This window comes from Bradyrhizobium sp. LeoB3, from assembly GCF_055456055.1.
Genome location: NZ_JBVBEF010000006.1, coordinates 66,808 through 83,839, shown reverse-complemented (window position 1 = coordinate 83,839; position 17,032 = coordinate 66,808). Strand labels below are relative to the sequence as shown.

Genomic DNA, 17,032 nt, shown 5'->3' with positions numbered 1-17,032 from the left:
CCGCTATACGCTACGCGGCCGCCAATTCAACTATTCCGCGGGCGCTGCCAGCGCGGCAGGTTCGGCGCGCCGCCGCAACCGGTCGATCAACAGGTAAATCACCGGCGTGGTGTAGAGCGTCAGGATCTGCGAAACGAACAGGCCGCCGATGATGGTGATGCCGAGCGGCCGGCGCAGCTCCGTCCCGGGACCGGTGGCGAGCACCAGCGGAATGCCGGCAAACAGCGCCGCCATGGTCGTCATCAGGATCGGCCGGAACCTTGCGCTGCAGGCCTCGAAGATCGCGTCCGCCGAGGACAGGCCGCGCTGCCGCTCGGCGTCCAGCGCGAAATCGACCATCATGATGCCGTTCTTCTTGACGATGCCGATCAAGAGGATGATGCCGACAAAGGCGATCACGGTCAGGGGCGTACCGGTCAGTTGCAGAGCCAGCAGCGCGCCCAGTCCTGCGGAGGGCAAGGTCGAGATGATTGTCAGCGGATGCGCCAGGCTCTCATAGAGCACCCCGAGCACGATATACATCGCGACCAGCGCCCCCAGGATCAGGAGCGGCTGCCTTCCGCTGGTCTTGTTGAAGTCGCCGGCGTTGCCGTCAAAGCTGCCACGGATGCCTTCGGGCATATGCAATTCATCGACCGCGCGCTGGATATTCGACGTCGCCTGCTCCAGCGGCACGTTCGGCAGCAGATTGAACGATACCGTGGTCGAGGGAAAGGACTGCGTGTGATAGACGGCGAGCGGCGCCAGCCCTCGCTGATAGTGGACCACAGCCGACAAGGGCACCTGGGCGCCGTTGGCGCCCGCCACGTAGATTCGCTCGAGATTGGACGGATCGGTCTGGAATTTCGGATCGATCTCCAGCACCACCATGTATTGGTTGCGCTGGGTATAGACGATCGAGATCTGCCGCTGCGAGAAAGCGTTGTTGAGCGCGTTGTCGATATCCTGCACACGGACGCCGAGGCTTGAGGCGGTCTTGCGGTCGATCACCAGGTTGAGCTGCAATCCGCCGGGGTCGCGATCGCTGGAGACGTCGGTGATACCTTCGACGGTCTCCATGCGCTTGGCGACGATCGGCGCCCACTTCTGCAACAAATCGAGATCGGCGCTCGAGAGCGTGTACTGGTAGTCGGAATCGCTCTGTCGCCCGCCGGCGCGGACGTCCTGAGCCGCGAACATGAACAGACGGATCCCCGGCACCATGAACAGGTTGCGGCGCAGGCGATCGATCACAAGCTGTGTCGAAACTCCCCCCCGCTCCTCCGGCGATTTCAGGCTGATGAACATGGTGCCACGGCTGGCGCCGCCGCCCATCCCGCCGCTCCCAAGCGATGAGCCGATGCCGGCGACCGCGGGATCGGCCATCACGATGTCGGCCACCTGTTGCTGCAGCTTGAGCATGGCCTGGAACGAGGTGTCAGCCGATGCCCGCGTCGCGCCGATGACGAAGCCGCTGTCGTCGGTCGGAAAATAGCCCTTCGGCGTCTTGATGTAGAGCGTCACGGTCAGCGCGATGGTGGCAAAGAACACGAGCAAGGTCAGGAACGGAAAATCGAGCACGCCGCGCAGCGTCCACGTATAGAAGCGCACGATGCGCGACAGGGTTCCCTCGATCAGGCGGTCGAACCAGGTGGCGCGGGCGGAGGTCGCTTCCTTGATGTAGTGCACGCAGATCATCGGAGTGATCGTCAGCGACACCAAGGTCGAGACCAGGATGGCGAAGGTCAGCGTCAGCGAGAATTCGCGGAGCAGCCGTCCGACGATACCGTCCATGAAAATCAGGGGCGTGAAGGCGGCGATCAGCGACAGCGAGATCGAAACCACGGTGAAGCCGATCTGCTTGGCCCCCTCCAGCGCCGCCGGATAAGGCGCCATGCCCTGCTCGAGATTGCGGTACATGTTCTCGATCATCACGATCGCATCGTCGACCACGAAGCCGACCGAGATCGCCAGCGCCATCAGTGACAGATTGTCGATCGAGAAACCGGCGAGCCACATGCCGGCGCAGGTGCCCGCCAGCGCCAACGGCACCGAGACGCCCGCCGCAATCGTCGGCGTCAAGCGGCGCAGGAACACGAACACCACCACCATGACCAGCCCGGCGGTGGCAAGCAGCGTCAGTTGCATGTCGAGCACGCTGGCGCGGATGGTGCCGGTGCGGTCCACGAGCGTGGAAATCTCGAGACCGGCGGGAATCCACTGCTTCAGCTCCGGCAGCATCGCCGTCACCCGGTCGACGGTATCGATGACGTTGGCATCGCCCTGCTTGGTGATCTGGATCAGGACCGCCGGCTGCTTGTTGAACCAGGCGACCGAGCGGACGTTGCGTACGCTGTCTTCGATCTCGGCGACATCCGACAGGCGGACGAAATTGCCGCTCGAGCTCTTGATCAGGATGTTGCGGAACTCGGCGGCGGTCCGCATCTGCGGATTGATCGAGAGCGTCTCGCTCTGGCGGCCGCCATTGAAGATGCCGACCGGTCCGAGCGGATTGGCGTTGACGATGGCCTGGCGGACGTCCTCGGTCGCAATGCCGGCATTCGACAGCGCGACCGGATTGAGCGAGATCCGCACCGCCGGCTGATCAGCGCCCGAGACCGTGACCTCGCCCACTCCCGGCACTTGCGAGATGCGCTGCGCGAGCACGGTATCCGCGACGTCGTACATCGCGCTGGTCGACATCGTCTTCGATGTCAGCGCCAGCACGAATACCGGCGCCGCCGCTGGATTGGCCTTCCTGAAGATCGGCAATGTCGGCAGGTCGGTCGGCAGATCCGCCATCGAGGCGTTGATTGCCGCCTGCACGTCGCGCGCAGCGCGGTCAATATTGCGTCCGATCGCGAACTGCACCTGGATGCTGGTGCTGCCGAGCGAGCTCACCGACGTGATCTGCTCCACGTCCGCGATCTCACCGAGCCGGCGCTCCAGCGGCGCCGCCACTGTCGCAGCCATCACCGAAGGGTCGGCGCCCGGCCGCGACGCGAACACCCTGATCATCGGAAAATCGACGTTCGGAACCGACGCCACCGGCAGGAACTCGTACGCCACGATCCCAAGCAGGAAGAGCCCGATCGCCATCAGCGTGGTGCCGACCGGACGGCGGATGAAGGGTTCCGAGATCGAGATCGATGCCATCACTGCATCCCCTCGGTCGCCCCCGCGACCGGCGGGCCCTGCGGCCCCGGGTTTGGCAGCGCGTGCTCGATCCTGCGGTTCAGCCGGTCGAGCGCGAGGTAGATCACGGGCGTCGTGTAGAGCGTCAGCAACTGGCTGAGCAGGAGGCCGCCGATGATGGAGATGCCGAGCGGGAAGCGCAGCTCGGCGCCGGTGCCGCTTTCGATCGCAAGCGGCAGCGCGCCGAACAGCGCCGCCAATGTCGTCATCATGATCGGCCGGAAGCGCAAGAGGCAGGCCTGCACGATCGCGTCATAGGGTGACATGCCCTTGTGCCGCTCAGCCTCCAGCGCGAAGTCGATCATCATGATCGCGTTCTTCTTGACGATACCCATCAGCAGAATGATGCCGATCAGGCCGATGACCGAAAGGTCCTGCCCGAACAGCATCAGCGCCAGGATGGCGCCGACACCAGCCGAAGGCAGCGTCGACAGGATCGTGATCGGGTGGATGTAGCTCTCATAGAGCACGCCCAGCACGATGTAGATCGTGATGATCGCGGCGAGGATCAGCCAGGGCTGGCCCGCGAGCGATCTGGAAAATTCCGCGGCGTCGCCGGTATAGACTCCGACGATGCTGTTGGGCATGCCGATCCGGGTCTCGATCGCCTTCACCGCTGCAACGGCATCGCCGAGCGCCTCGCCGGGCGCGAGGTTGAAGCTGAGCGACACCGCCGGGAATTGCGCCTGGTGCGAGATCGCAAGCGGCGCCGTGGTGCGCGTCAGCGTCGCCACTGCCGACAGCGGCACCTGCGCGCCGTTCACTCCGGGCAAATACAGCTTGTCGAGGATCGACGGATCGCGCTGATACATCGGCAGCGCCTCGAGCACGACGCGGTACTGGTTGGCCTGCCCGTAAATGGTCGAAATCTGCCGCTGCGCGAATGCGTCGTTCAGGGTGTCGTTGACGGCCTGCAGGCTGACGCCAAGCTGGCCGGCGCGCTGACGATTGATATCGAGTGCCGCCCGCAGGCCGGCCTCCTGCGCCTCCGACGACACGTCGCGGAACATCGGATCACGCCGCATCTCGGCGACCAGCTTGCCCGCCCAGAGCGAGACTTCCTTCGCGTCCGTGCCGTTCAGCGTGTATTGGTACTGCGACCGGCTCGACTGTGTCGAAATCTGCACGTCCTGCACCGGCTGGAAATAGATGGTCATGCCGGGGATCAAGGCCGTCTTCTGCTTCAGCCGCGCCACCACCTTCGAAATGTCGTCGCGGCGCTCGCCGAGCGGCTTGAGCGTCATCACGAGCCGGCCGACATTGGTGGTCGGGTTGACCGAACCGGCGCCGATCACGGAAACCACGCCGGTCACGTCGGGGTCCGACTTGATCAGGTCCGCCGCCTTGCTCTGTCGCGCCTGCATTTCAGCGAAAGAGACGTCCGGGCCGGCCTCGGTTACCGCAGTGATCGAGGACGTATCCTGGAGCGGCAGGAAGCCCTTCGGCGCGATCACATACATGAACAGCGTGAGCGCGATGGTGGCGAAGGTCACCAGCAGCGTCGCGCGCTGGCGCTGCAGTACCCACAACAGCGTGCGATGGTAGAACTCGACCATGCGGTCGATGAAGCGGCTGATGGCGCCAAGGCCCGGCAGCACGAATTCCTCGTCGACGCGCTTCAAGAGCCGCGAGCACATCATCGGCGTCAGCGTCAGCGAGACCACCGCCGAAGTCACGACCGCGATCGTCAACGTCAGCGCAAACTCGCGGAACATGCGCCCGACCAGCCCGGACATGAACAGCAGCGGAATGAAGACCGCGATCAACGACAGCGTCAGCGAGATCACGGTGAAGCCGATCTCGCTCGCGCCCTTGAGCGCCGCTTCCATGACCGACTCGCCCTCCTCCATGTGGCGGACGATGTTCTCGATCATCACGATGGCGTCGTCGACCACGAATCCGGTGCCGATCGTCAGCGCCATCAGCGACAGATTGTCGAGGCTGAAGCCGGCAAAATACATGATGCCGAAGCTCGTGATCAGCGACAACGGCAGCGCGACGCCCGCGATCAGCGTGGCGCGCAGTGACCGCAGGAACAGCAGCACGACCAGCGTCACCAGCACGACACTCAGGATCAGCGTGAACTGCACGTCGCGTACGGAGGCGCGGATGGTGACGGTGCGATCGCTGACGACGGTCAGGTTGACGCCGGCCGGAATCAGCCGCTGCAGCCGCGGGATCTCGTCGCGGATCTGGCGGACGACCTCGATGACATTGGCGCCGGGTTGGCGCTGGATGTCGATAATAACAGCCGGTGTGCCCTGATACCAACCGCCGGTGCGGTCGTTCTCGAGCCCATCCACGATCACGGCCACGTCGCCGATCGTCACCGGCGAGCCGTTGCGATAGGCGATGATGATCGGCTTGTACGCTTCCGCCACCGCGATCTGGTCATTGGCGGCGATCGTATAGGCTTGCTGCGCGCCGTCGAGCGATCCCTTCGGGCCCGAGACGTTGGCGCCGGCAATCGCGTTGCGCAGGTCCTCCATCGAGATGCCATAGGCTGCAAGCCGCGCCAGATCGGCCTGCACCCGCACCGCCGGTTTCAGGCCGCCCAATACGGCGACGCGGCCGACACCCGAAATTTGGCTCAGCCGCTGGCCGAGGATGGTGTCGGCGAGGTCGCTCATCGCGCGCAGCGAGATCGTCTCCGACGTGAGCGCCAGCGTCATGACCGGCGCATCCGCTGGATTTACCTTGGCGTAGACGGGCGGGTACGGAAGGTTCTTCGGCAATACGCCGGCGGCGGCATTGATCGCGGCCTGGACGTCCTGGGTCGCGCCATCGATGTCGCGGTTGAGATCGAACTGCAGCGAAATCTGGCTGACGCCGAACGAACTGGTCGAGTTCATCGACGACAGCGACGGGATTTGTCCAAGCTGGCGTTCGAGCGGTGCCGTGATCAGGGAAGCGATCACGTCGGGGCTGGCGCCCGGCAGTTGCGTCGACACTTGCACTGTCGGGAAATCGACCTGGGGCAGCGCCGAGACCGGCAGCGCGAAATAGCCGAGAGCACCGCCGATCAAAAGCGCGATCCCGAGCAGCGAGGTCGCGATCGGCCGGCGGATGAACGGTTCAGAGACGCCCATGGCTTTGCGTACTCGTCCTTGCGAAGTGATCTCTTTGCTGGAGCATGATCTTTTCGGAAAACCGGTTTCCACTTTTCCGGATCATGCTCTGGGATAATCGTCGCGTCACGGCTGCGACTTCGCTGCGCCGCCTGACGTTTCACCCCCCGTTGCTGCCCCGCTCGAGCCCTTCTGATCGCCTTCGCCCTGCGTGCGCTCGCGCCGCGAACGATGCTCGCCGTCCTTCGCTTGACCATCCTTGGCCTGACCATCCTTGGCCTGGCCGTTCTTGGCATCCGGGCTGCGGCTGCGCTTGCGCGGCGCGAGATCGGCGGTCGGCGCGGCATCGTCCTTGCCGATGATGACTTTCGATCCATCGGCGAGATTGGCAAATCCCGTGGTGACGACGCGGTCGGAGGCCGTGATCCCCTTGCCGATCACGGCGTCATGCTCGTTCTGCTGAATGACCGTCACTGGTTTTGCAGTGGCGATATTGTCCTCGCCGATCACATAGCTGAAGGTTCCGGCTGGCCCGCGCTGCACGGCCGAGGTCGGCACCACGATCGCCTTCGGCAGCGTCTCGACTTTCAGACGCACATTGACGAATTGGCCGGGCCAGAGCTGGAAATTGCCGTTGGGAAATTCGGCCTTCAGTTTCAGCGTACCGGTGGTCGGGTCGACCTGATTGTCGATGCCGGTAAGTTTGCCGGTATCGATCACAGTCACGCCGTCATTGCCGAACACGTCGACCGCGAGCGTGCCCTGGCCGGCGGCGGCATTCACCCGCACGATCTGCTGCTGCGGCAGGCTGAACCACACCGCGATCGGCTGCAACTGGGTGAGCACAACGAGGCCGGTGGTGTCGGAGGCATGAATGATGTTGCCCTGGTCGACCTGGCGGAGGCCCGCGCGCCCTGAGATTGGCGCAATGACCTTGGTGTAGCTCAGCGTCGCCGCCGCGTTGTCGATCGCGGCCTGATCGGCCTTCACCAGCGCTTCCTGCTGCGCAACGACCGCCTTCTGGGTGTCAGCTTGCTGCTTTGAGCCCGCGTTGGTTTGGGCGAGCTGCTGGTAGCGGGCGAGGTCGAGCCGCTGATTGGCGAGCAGCGCCTCATCCTGCGCCTTCTTGGCGACGGCCTGATCGTACTGGGCCTGATAGATCGCGGGATCGATTTCGGCGAGCACGTCGTCCTTCTTGACGTCCTGCCCCTCGACAAAGTTCACCTTGATCAGCTTGCCGTCGACCTGCGAGCGAACCGTAACGGTATTTAGCGCACGCACCGAGCCGACGCCGTCCAGATAGACCGGCATGTCCTGCACGCGCGGCATGGCCGCCAGCACCGGCACCGGCAGGTCCGGCCGCGCGTTGGCATTGTGGCCGCCGCCCTTCTGTTGCCAGGCCAGCCAGCCGATATAGCCGAGGCCGCCGAGGATCACGGCGGCAATGATCAGCGATACCATCCGCTTGAGCAGGCGCGGCAACAAGCCCTGCTTCTTCACCTCCGCAGCCTTCGCGTTGTCCTTTGCTTCCGGCTTAAAGAGCATCGACCGATCTCTCCACCTTTGGCTCCCAGCCGCCACCCAGGGCCTGATACAGGCTGATGATCGCCTGCAGCCGCGCCAGTTGCGCCTGCCACAGCGCGTCCTCGGCCTGGAACAGAGTCTGTTGAGTCTGTAGCACAGTTACGATGTCAGCAGTTCCAGCCCGCAACTGCTGTTCGGCCAGTTGGAATGCCCGCTGTGACGACGCCACGACGTCACGCTGCAGCTTCAGCCGGATCGTAGTCTCGCGGATCGCCACCAGCGCGTTGTCGACGTCGGCAAAGGATTGCACCACTGTCTTGCGATAGGTTTGCAGCAGTTCTTCCTGCTGCGCCTGCGTCAACTCGAAATTGCCGAGGATCCGCCCGCCGTCGAAGATCGGCTGCGTCGCGCCGCCGACCAGGCTGAAGAAGGCGGCATGCGGCTGGAATAGTGCCGACAGCGCCGAACTCTGATAGCCGCCTTGTCCGGTCAACTGGATACTCGGAAAGAACTGCGCGCGGGCGCTGCCGACATTGGCGGTGGCGGCGGCGAGCTGCGCCTCCTGTCGCCTGATGTCGGGACGCTGCGTCAGCAATGCCGACGGCAAGCCCGGCGTCACCCGGGGAATGGCGATGTTGTTGAGCGAGCCGCCGGTGACGCGCACGCTCTCCGGCGGCCGCGACACCAGCGTCGCCAGCGCATTGATGTTCTGGTCGAGGGTTTGCCGCAGCGGCGGCACCAGCGCGCGCTGATTGGCCACCAAGCTCTCCTGCTGCGCGACATCGAGATCGGTGCCGGTGCCGGCCTTGAAGCGATCCTTGATCGCGTTGAGGACACGCTCGGCGCTGGCGATGTTGCGCTGGGCGGTGCGAATTCGATCCTGCGACGTCAGCACCTGGAAATAGGCGTTGGCGACGGCGGTCAGCGTGGTCAGCGCCACCACCTCGCGGTCGAAGCGGCTGGCGACCGCGGTCTCTTCAGCCGCCTGCGCAGCGTCGCGGTTCTGGCCCCAGAAATCGAGCTGATAGCTCGCGGCAAGCGAGGCGTTGTAATTGACCACCTCGCGCCCGCCGATGCTGAGGCCACTCGCGCTCGATCCGGAGGTACGTGAATACGTCTCGGACCCAGAGCCGGAGAGCGTCGGCAGCAAGGCCGCGCCGGCGATCCGAGCCTGCGCGTCCGCCTGCTTGAAACGCGCCACTGCCGCCGCGATGTCCAGATTGACCCGCTGGGCTTCTTCCATCAGCGTCGTTAGTTCTGTCGAGCGAAAGCCGCGCCACCAGTCGAGCGTCGGCGGCGCGTCGGAGGCCTTTGCCGGCCGCGCCGCCTTGTAGCCGCCGGGAATATCCAGCGCAGGATCGGGAATATCCTTGGTCAGGATGCAGCCGGCCAAACTCGCGGCAATCACAAAACCCGCAAACATGCGCAACACGCCTCGCAGGCTTGGCACAGGCGCGCGCGGCCGTGCGCTGACAGCAGCCCCCCGGATGCGTTGGGTCACCTCCGTTCTCCTCCGCGCGCCGAATCAAGTCGCGATGAGTTCGCAACGCGTTGGGGGATGGTCTGTCGAACGTTCACGGAGTGATGCTTCCAATGGAACCGCGCCGTCATACTACTCCGAGGGCATGGCAAGCGGACAGTCCTGCCAACCCGACGAGAGACTCCGGCCAAGTTCAACCAGGGAACCGCCGAATAGCAAGTTGTCCTTATGTTACGGGCCTTACTTCAATTTCGTCGGCACCGGAAGCTGCCGGAATCTTACGAAGATTTCATGGGGATTTCCGAGCGCCTGTTGCCCCAAATCCCCAATGCTCCGACGCCATCCGGCGGCCCATTTCGCGGACCGAGAGTCGCGAGGCAGATTGCCGCGGACCGGTGGGTCGATTCGGGCCGTCGCGCACCGCGGCGCAAGGGTCTTTCCCTTTTGCCGCCCCCGCACTAGGGTCAGTCGGGAGCGAAATAACCGGCAAAGAATACCCCCGACATGACAATCAACAACGACGTCGTCGAAGCCATCGGCAATACGCCGCTCATCAAGCTGAAGCGTGCCTCCGAGCTGACCGGATGCACCATCCTGGGCAAGGCCGAGTTCATGAATCCCGGTCAGTCGGTCAAGGACCGCGCCGGCAAATGGATGATCCTGGAGGCCGAGAAACGTGGCGCGCTCAAGCCGGGCGGGCTGGTGGTGGAATCGACCGCCGGCAATACCGGCATCGGGCTTGCGGTTGTCGCCAGCGCCCGCGGCTACCGGACCCTGATCCTGATCCCGGAAACCCAGAGCCGAGAAAAGAAGGACATGCTGCGGCTGTGCGGTGCCGAATTGATCGAGGTGCCGCAGCTGCCCTACTCCAATCCGAACAACTATCAGCATGTCGGCAAACGGCTGGCTGACGAACTTCGCAAGTCCGAGCCGAACGGCGTGTTGTTCGCCGACCAGTGGAACAACCTCGACAATGCCAAGGCGCACTACGACTCGACCGGCCCGGAGATCTGGCAGCAGACCGGCGGCAAGGTCGACGGTTTCATCTGCTCGGTCGGTACCGGTGGCACGCTCGCCGGCACCAGCCGCTATTTGAAGGAAAAGAACAACGCCATCGTCACTGCCTGCGCCGATCCGCACGGCTTCGCGATGTACGAACTGTTCAAGCATGGCGAGGCCAAATCGACGCCGGGCGACTCGATCACCGAGGGCATCGGTCTTGGCCGCGTCACGTCCATCATCGAGACCGCCAAGGTCGATGACGCCTTCCTGATTTCCGACGAAGAAGCGGTCACCGTGATTTACGAACTCCTGGAGCATGAGGGCCTCTGCCTCGGCGGCTCGACCGGCATCAACATCGCCGGCGCGATCCACCTGGCAAAACAGCTCGGGCCCGGCAAGACGATCGTCACGATTCTCGCCGACTCCGGCAACCGCTATCAGTCCAAGCTCTTCAATCCGGATTTCATGCGCTCGAAGAACCTGCCGGTGCCGGCATGGCTCGAGAAGCGCACCAAGATCGACGTGCCGTTTGTCTAAGACTTGGCAACACTCGCGAACCTCATCCTGGGGAGTGGCCGCAAGGCCGCGTCTCGAAGGATGGGCCACGGGCTCTATGGTTCGAGACGCGCGCTATCGCGCGCTCCTCACCATGAGGGAGACAGTCACCGTAAAATCTGACTGAGGAACAGTTTCGTCCGCGCGTGCTGCGGATGAGCGAAGAATTCCTTCGGCGTGTTCGACTCGATGATCTGGCCGGCGTCCATGAAGATGACGCGGTCGGCGACCTCGCGGGCAAATCCCATCTCGTGGGTGACGACCAGCATGGTCATGCCTTCCTTGGCGAGGTCGACCATGGTGTCCAGGACTTCCTTCACCATTTCCGGATCGAGCGCCGAGGTCGGCTCGTCGAACAGCATGACCTTCGGATTCATCGTGAGCGCACGCGCGATCGCGACGCGCTGCTGCTGGCCGCCCGACATCTGGCCCGGATATTTGCTGGCCTGATGCGGGATTTTCACCCGCTCCAGAAACTTCATCGCGGAGGCCTCCGCGTCCTTCTTCGGGATGTTGCGTACCCAGATCGGCGCCAGCGTGCAGTTTTCGAGCACCGTCAGATGCGGAAACAGGTTGAAGCTCTGGAACACCATGCCGACCTCGCGCCGGACCTCGTCGACGCGCCGCAAGTTCGGACCAAGCTCGATGCCATCGACGATGATCTCGCCTTCCTGAAACTCCTCCAACGCGTTGATGCAGCGGATCAGCGTCGACTTGCCGGAGCCCGAAGGGCCGCAGATCACGATGCGCTCGCCGCGGGCGACTTCGAGATTGATGTCGCGCAGCACGTGGAACTCGCCGTACCACTTGTTGAGGTCCTTGATGCTGACGATCGGATTCGAACTCATGGCGAATTCACTCAGTTGCGCCGGTGCGCGTTCAGCCTGTTCTCGACGAACAGAGAATAGCGCGACATGCCGAAACAGAAGACGAAATAGATCAGCCCGGTGAAGGCAAAGCCGGTGAAAGCCGTGGTCGGCGTCGCCCAGGTGGGATCGCTGAAGGAAGCGCGCAACTGGCCGAGCAGGTCGAACAGCGCGACGATCGACACCAGCGAGGTGTCCTTGAACAGCGCGATGAAGCTGTTGACGAGGCCGGGAATGACGTGGCGCAGCGCCTGCGGCAGGACGATCAGCGCCGTCGTCTTCCACCAGGACAGGCCGAGCGCGCTTGCCGCCTCCCCCTGCCCGCGCGGGATCGCCTGCAGCCCACCCCTGATGACCTCGGCCTGATAGGCGCCGGCGAACAGCGCAATGCCGATCAGCGCGCGCACCAGACCGTCGATGGTGAAGCCGGTCGGCACGAACAGCGGCAGCATGTAGGTCGCAAAGAACAGCACCGTGATCAGCGGCACGCCGCGCCAGAACTCGATGAAGGCGATCGAGAAGATACGGATCAAGGGTATGGTCGAGCGTCGGCCGAGCGCCAGCGCAATGCCGACCGGCATCGAGGTGACGATGCCCGTCACCGAAACGACCAGCGTCACCAGCAAGCCGCCCCATAGCCTGGTGTCGACCACGGGGAAGCCGCCGCGGTCGAGCTTCATGACGGCTATCACCAGACCAATCCCGGCGAAGGTCGCGAGACTGACGGCCAGCGGCCGCCAGCCGGTGCGGAAGCCGCCGCCGAGGAAGAACAGCAGCAGCGAGACGATCGCGGCAGTGAGCGCAAAATCAGTCCAGACCGGCTGACCGCCGCTCTGGATCTGGTCGCGCAGCCATTGCAGGGGCAACAGCACCCAGGAGATCACCGTGCTGATCAGGACGATCAGCTTTCCGAGTCCCCAGAGCACCGGCCCGATCACGGCGGAGGCTTCGCCGGCTGCCGCGAGCTTACGCCCGCCGTCGCCGATGCTGTCGTTGAAGCCCGACAATAGCGACGTGACCCAGCTCACGGCAAAACCATCGAGCCCGGCGCCACGCAGCAGGAAGAACGCCACCACCGGAAAAGCCAGGAAGAACAGGCTGGCATTGATGCCCTTGGCCGGGAGCCGAGGAATCAACAGCGGCAGCAGGAGCACAGCCGCCAGGAAGAACGTCAGGTTGACCCGCCAGCGCTCCGGCTCCGGATAGAATCCATAGATGAACTGGCTGAGCTTGGCCTGGATGAACGGCCAGCAGGCGCCGACCGGATGCCCGACATTCTCGGCCAGGCACGCGGCGCGGTCCTTGCCGGTCCAGACCGCATCCACAAACAAGAATTTGACCGTGGGGACGAGCACGAACCACAGCAGGAGCACGCTGACGATCGTGATCAGGATGTTGGTCGGCGAATTGAACAGCCGCGTGCGCAGGAAGCCTACGAGACCCGTGGTCTTCACCGGCGCCGGCCGCTGCGGAACGAGTTCCTCGCGGACGAAATTGGAAACGGCGATATCGCTCATCAGCCCATGCTCCGACTGATCCGCCAGCCATAGAAGCTCATGATCGCGCTCGTCACCAGCGAGATCAGGAGATAGACGCCCATGGTGATGCCGATGATCTCGATCGCCTGGCCGGTCTGGCTCAGCGTCGTTCCGGCGAACACCGAGAACAGGTCGGGATAGCCGATCGCGACCGCGAGCGTGGAGTTCTTGGTCAGGTTGAGATACTGGTTGGTGAGCGGCGGCAGGATCACGCGCATCGCCTGCGGGATCACGATCAGCCGCAGCACCTCACCGCGATGCAGCCCGAGCGAGGAGCCCGCCTCCATCTGTCCCTTGTGCACCGAGAGAATCCCGGCACGCACGATCTCGGCGATGAAAGCGGCGGTGTAGGTCGACAGCGCGAGCGTCAGCGCCACGAACTCCGGAATCAGGCGCGCGCCGCCGGCGAAATTGAAGCCCCTCAGCACCGGCATCTCGAAGGTCACGGGCGCGCCGAAGATCAGCGACGTCACCAGCGGCAGCCCGATCAGGAGGCCGAGCAGGTAGGGCCAGGTCGTGATCATCCTGCCATACTGGTAGAGCTGCCGCCGCGCGTAGCGCCAGAGCACCAGCGCCGCCACGATCGCAACCAAGACCGCCACGACAAACGGCTCGAAGCCAGGATTGCCGATCGGCCTTGGAATCACCAAGCCGCGGTTGTTGAGGAAGAACATGCCGAACACGGAGACGCTCTGCCGCGGACTGGGCAGGGCCGCGAGCACCGCCAGATACCAAAACAGGATCTGGAACAAGATCGGCAGATTGCGCACCAGTTCGACGTAGGCGCCGGAAATCCGCGACAATAGCCAGTTCGGCGACAGCCGCCCGAGCGCCACCATGAAGCCGATCACGGTGGCGAAGAAGATGCCGATCACCGAGACCAGCAGCGTATTGAGCAGTCCGACGAAGAAGACACGCGTATAAGTGTCCGAGCCCGCATACGGGATCAGGTTCTGGCTGACGTCAAAGCCGGCGGTGTTCTGCAGGAAGCCAAAGCCCGCGGTGATCCGCTGCGCCTGTAGGTTGGCGCGCGCATTGGCCACGATCTCATAGGAGATCCAGGCGAGCACGGCGACGAACAGGAGCTGGAGGACGAATCCTCCCCACCCTGCGCGGCCGCCAAGCGCACGTTGCAGCTTGAGCACAAACTGCGACGGTGGTTTCCGGGGCTCGATGGCCATCGCCGCACGCCTGGATCAGCGGATCGGCGGCGCGTATTGGATACCGCCCTTATTCCAGAGGTTGTTGAGACCACGGGCGATACCGAGCTTGGAGCCTGCGCCGACGTTGCGATCGAACGCCTCGCCGTAATTGCCGGTCGCCTTCACGATCCGTGCGAACCAGTCCTTGGTCAGGCCGAGCTGTTCGCCGAGATTGCCGTCGGTGCCGAAAGCCCGTTTCAGCTCCGGCTTGTCGGATTTGGCCATCTCGTCGACGTTCTTCTGGGTGACGCCGAGCTCCTCGGCATCGACCATCGCAAACAGCGTCCATTTCACGATGTCGAACCACTGGTCGTCGCCGTGGCGGACCATCGGGCCGAGCGGCTCCTTGGAGATCACCTCAGGCAGCACGACGTGGTCGGCGGGATTGGCGAGTTTCAGGCGCTCGGCATAAAGCTGGGAGACGTCGGACGTGAAGACGTCACAGCGGCCGGATTCATAGGCCTTCACCGTCTCGTCGGCTGAGGCGAACGCGATCACCTCATACTTCATGTTGTTGCCCTTGAAGTAGTCGGCGAGGTTCTGCTCAGTCGTGGTCCCGGTCTGCACGCAAACCGAGGCGCTGTTCAACTCCAGCGCTGAATTGACCTTCAGCGACTTCTTCACCAGGAAGCCCTGCCCGTCATAATAGGTCACGCCGGTGAAGTTGGCGCCGAGCGAGGTATCGCGCGACAGCGTCCAGGTGGTGTTGCGCGAGAGCACGTCGATCTCGCCGGACTGCAGCGCGGTAAAGCGGTCTTTCGCCGACAGCGGCACGAACTTGACCTTGGTGCCATCGTTGAAGATCGCCGCCGCGATTGCGCGGCAGACATCCACATCAAGTCCGGTCCAGTTCCCCTTGTCGTCGGGGGACGAGAATCCGGGCAGGCCCTGGCTGACCCCGCAGGACAGCATGCCCCGGTCCTTGACCGTCTTAAGAGTTTGCGCCGAAGCGCCCTGCGCCGAGAGGCCGGCAGCAAGGGCAAGAGTGAGAACCAGCGATACGCGTTTCATGGCAGGGCCTTTCAAGGGGTCGTCCGGGAAGGTTTGCGTGCGGTCGCCTCAAACGTTAACGGACCGACCGATGATCCCCAGCGAATCGCCGATCTGGCCTGCATCTTGCGTGCCAATCAGCCAAGCGTTGGATCGAAGGTCGCGGCAGGCCCCTCAACGTGCGGCGACTAGAAGTTGGGGGCATCACATAGTGACTGGCGAGCCGGGTCAAGGGGTTGACGTAGCTCTTCCCTGTCCTGTTATTAAAAACCCGGCCGGGGCCCGCTTCTTCCGACGCGTCATGGCTGCTGCGGCAAAAAGTCTTTAACGGCGAGCGCATGAGCTTTTCCAACGACGGACCGGTCCCCCCACAACAGCCCGAAACCCGCCTGGTGACCGCGGGCCGGGACACCGAGGCCCAGAAGGGCTTCGTCAATCCGCCGGTTGTCCACGGTTCCACCGTGCTCTATCCGACCGCGGACGACCTCCATGCCCATCGCGGTGAGTATCAGTATGGCCGCCACGGCACGCCGACGACGCGGGCGCTGCAGGACGTGCTGATGGGGCTGGAGGGGCCGCAATGCGCCGGCGTCGGACTGGCGCCGTCTGGCCTCGCGGCGATCAGCACGGCACTATTGTCGGTGCTCAAGGCTGGCGACCATCTCCTGGTCTGCGACCACGTCTATCGCCCCTCGCGTAATTTCTGCAACGGCATGCTGGCGCGCTACGGGGTGGAGACCACCTATTTCGATCCGCTGATCGGTGCCGGCATCGAAGCGCTGTTCAAGCCGAACACCCGCGCGGTGCTGGTCGAAGCGCCCGGCTCGCAATCCTTCGAGATGCCTGACATTCCTTCCATCGCTGCCGTCACGCATGCGCGGGGCGCGCTCGTGATCGACGACAACACCTGGGCAACGCCGCTCTATCACCGCTCGCTGGAGCAAGGCGTCGACATCAGCATCCAGGCCGCGACGAAATATATCGGCGGGCACTCCGACATCATGTTCGGCACCATTTCGGCGAATGCCCGGGCGTGGCCGCTGCTCGCCGAGGGCATCCGCCTGCTCGGCGTCTGCGCCGGGCCCGATGATGTCTATCTGGCGCTGCGCGGCCTCCGCACGCTCTCGGTCCGGCTCGCGCAGCATTATCGTTCGGGGCTGGAGATGGCGCGCTGGCTGCAGGCACGTCCGGAAGTGGCGCGGGTGCTGCACCCTGCGATCGAAACCGATCCCGGCCACGCGATCTGGAAGCGCGATTTCACCGGCGCTTGCGGGCTGTTCAGCATCGTGCTGAAGCCGGCTCCACAGAAAGCAGTCGACGCCCTGCTCGACACCGTCAAGCTGTTCGGCATGGGCTATTCCTGGGGCGGGTTCGAAAGCCTGGTCATCCCCTTCGACTGCAGCGACTATCGCACGGCGACCAAATGGGCGCCGGGCGGCCCGACGCTGCGGCTCCATATCGGCCTCGAGAGCATCGACGACCTCAAGGCCGATCTCGATCGTGGCTTTGCGGCGCTCAAGGCGGCGATGTAAGCGCGCAAGTACCGGAATTTTGCGGGCTTTCGGCGCGGCCAAATAACCGCGCGTTCACCATGACGAAGAACTCCAAATCCTCGTCAGGCAAATCATCCCGC

General features: G+C 64.0%; 10 protein-coding genes. 2 read left to right on the top strand and 8 right to left on the bottom strand.

The genetic code is table 11. The features are described 5' to 3' along the window. Positions 1-30 precede the first annotated feature (30 nt). The 4 genes from ACZXDY_RS07690 to ACZXDY_RS07675 form a co-directional block, all read right to left on the bottom strand. Positions 31-3,135, bottom strand: a complete 3,105-nt coding sequence (locus ACZXDY_RS07690) for an efflux RND transporter permease subunit (RefSeq protein ID WP_464345054.1) — start codon at positions 3,133-3,135, stop codon at positions 31-33. Beyond that, positions 3,135-6,263, bottom strand: a complete 3,129-nt coding sequence (locus tag ACZXDY_RS07685) for an efflux RND transporter permease subunit (RefSeq protein WP_464345053.1) — start codon at positions 6,261-6,263, stop codon at positions 3,135-3,137. Before ACZXDY_RS07685 ends, ACZXDY_RS07690 begins: the two co-directional genes overlap by 1 nt. A 105-nt stretch (positions 6,264-6,368) precedes the next feature. Beyond that, the gene (locus ACZXDY_RS07680) at positions 6,369-7,787 is read right to left on the bottom strand and encodes an efflux RND transporter periplasmic adaptor subunit (protein WP_464345052.1); all 1,419 of its coding nucleotides are present in this window, start codon (positions 7,785-7,787) and stop codon (positions 6,369-6,371) included. Then, positions 7,777-9,189, bottom strand: a complete 1,413-nt coding sequence (locus ACZXDY_RS07675) for an efflux transporter outer membrane subunit (RefSeq protein WP_464345104.1) — start codon at positions 9,187-9,189, stop codon at positions 7,777-7,779. Before ACZXDY_RS07675 ends, ACZXDY_RS07680 begins: the two co-directional genes overlap by 11 nt. A gap of 561 nt (positions 9,190-9,750) precedes the next feature. On the opposite strand from ACZXDY_RS07675, the gene ACZXDY_RS07670 reads away from it, so the two are divergent. Next, positions 9,751-10,785, top strand: a complete 1,035-nt coding sequence (locus ACZXDY_RS07670; protein WP_464345051.1) for a cysteine synthase A — start codon at positions 9,751-9,753, stop codon at positions 10,783-10,785. Between the two features lie 125 nt (positions 10,786-10,910). Here ACZXDY_RS07670 and ACZXDY_RS07665 read toward each other — a convergent pair whose 3' ends face one another. Genes ACZXDY_RS07665 through ACZXDY_RS07650 form a run of 4 tightly spaced genes read right to left on the bottom strand, consistent with a single transcriptional unit; the run spans position 10,911 to position 15,420 of the window. Beyond that, positions 10,911-11,651, bottom strand: coding sequence for an amino acid ABC transporter ATP-binding protein (locus tag ACZXDY_RS07665; RefSeq protein WP_028166843.1), 741 nt, complete (start codon positions 11,649-11,651; stop codon positions 10,911-10,913). Positions 11,652-11,662: 11 nt separating this feature from the next. Beyond that, complete coding sequence (locus tag ACZXDY_RS07660) at positions 11,663-13,186, bottom strand: amino acid ABC transporter permease (RefSeq protein ID WP_464345050.1); 1,524 nt, start codon at positions 13,184-13,186, stop codon at positions 11,663-11,665. After that, on the bottom strand, positions 13,186-14,388 hold the full coding sequence (locus ACZXDY_RS07655) for an amino acid ABC transporter permease (RefSeq protein WP_464345049.1): 1,203 nt from the start codon (positions 14,386-14,388) through the stop codon (positions 13,186-13,188). The genes ACZXDY_RS07660 and ACZXDY_RS07655 overlap by 1 nt, the downstream gene beginning before the upstream one ends. A 15-nt stretch (positions 14,389-14,403) precedes the next feature. Then, the gene (locus tag ACZXDY_RS07650; protein WP_028166840.1) at positions 14,404-15,420 is read right to left on the bottom strand and encodes an amino acid ABC transporter substrate-binding protein; all 1,017 of its coding nucleotides are present in this window, start codon (positions 15,418-15,420) and stop codon (positions 14,404-14,406) included. Positions 15,421-15,737: 317 nt separating this feature from the next. Here ACZXDY_RS07650 and metC point away from each other — a divergent pair, with 317 nt between their 5' ends. After that, positions 15,738-16,931, top strand: a complete 1,194-nt coding sequence (gene metC, locus ACZXDY_RS07645; RefSeq protein ID WP_464345048.1) for a cystathionine beta-lyase — start codon at positions 15,738-15,740, stop codon at positions 16,929-16,931. Positions 16,932-17,032 lie beyond the last annotated feature (101 nt).

Coding starts and splice junctions, on each gene's coding strand:
- ACZXDY_RS07675 (WP_464345104.1), bottom strand. CDS start 9,189: ATGTTTGCGGGTTTTGTGATTGCCGCGAGTTTGGCCGGCTGCATCCTG.
- ACZXDY_RS07670 (WP_464345051.1), top strand. CDS start 9,751: ATGACAATCAACAACGACGTCGTCGAAGCCATCGGCAATACGCCGCTC.
- ACZXDY_RS07650 (WP_028166840.1), bottom strand. CDS start 15,420: ATGAAACGCGTATCGCTGGTTCTCACTCTTGCCCTTGCTGCCGGCCTC.
- ACZXDY_RS07665 (WP_028166843.1), bottom strand. CDS start 11,651: ATGAGTTCGAATCCGATCGTCAGCATCAAGGACCTCAACAAGTGGTAC.
- ACZXDY_RS07655 (WP_464345049.1), bottom strand. CDS start 14,388: ATGGCCATCGAGCCCCGGAAACCACCGTCGCAGTTTGTGCTCAAGCTG.
- metC (WP_464345048.1), top strand. CDS start 15,738: ATGAGCTTTTCCAACGACGGACCGGTCCCCCCACAACAGCCCGAAACC.
- ACZXDY_RS07660 (WP_464345050.1), bottom strand. CDS start 13,186: ATGAGCGATATCGCCGTTTCCAATTTCGTCCGCGAGGAACTCGTTCCG.
- ACZXDY_RS07680 (WP_464345052.1), bottom strand. CDS start 7,787: ATGCTCTTTAAGCCGGAAGCAAAGGACAACGCGAAGGCTGCGGAGGTG.
- ACZXDY_RS07690 (WP_464345054.1), bottom strand. CDS start 3,135: ATGGCATCGATCTCGATCTCGGAACCCTTCATCCGCCGTCCGGTCGGC.
- ACZXDY_RS07685 (WP_464345053.1), bottom strand. CDS start 6,263: ATGGGCGTCTCTGAACCGTTCATCCGCCGGCCGATCGCGACCTCGCTG.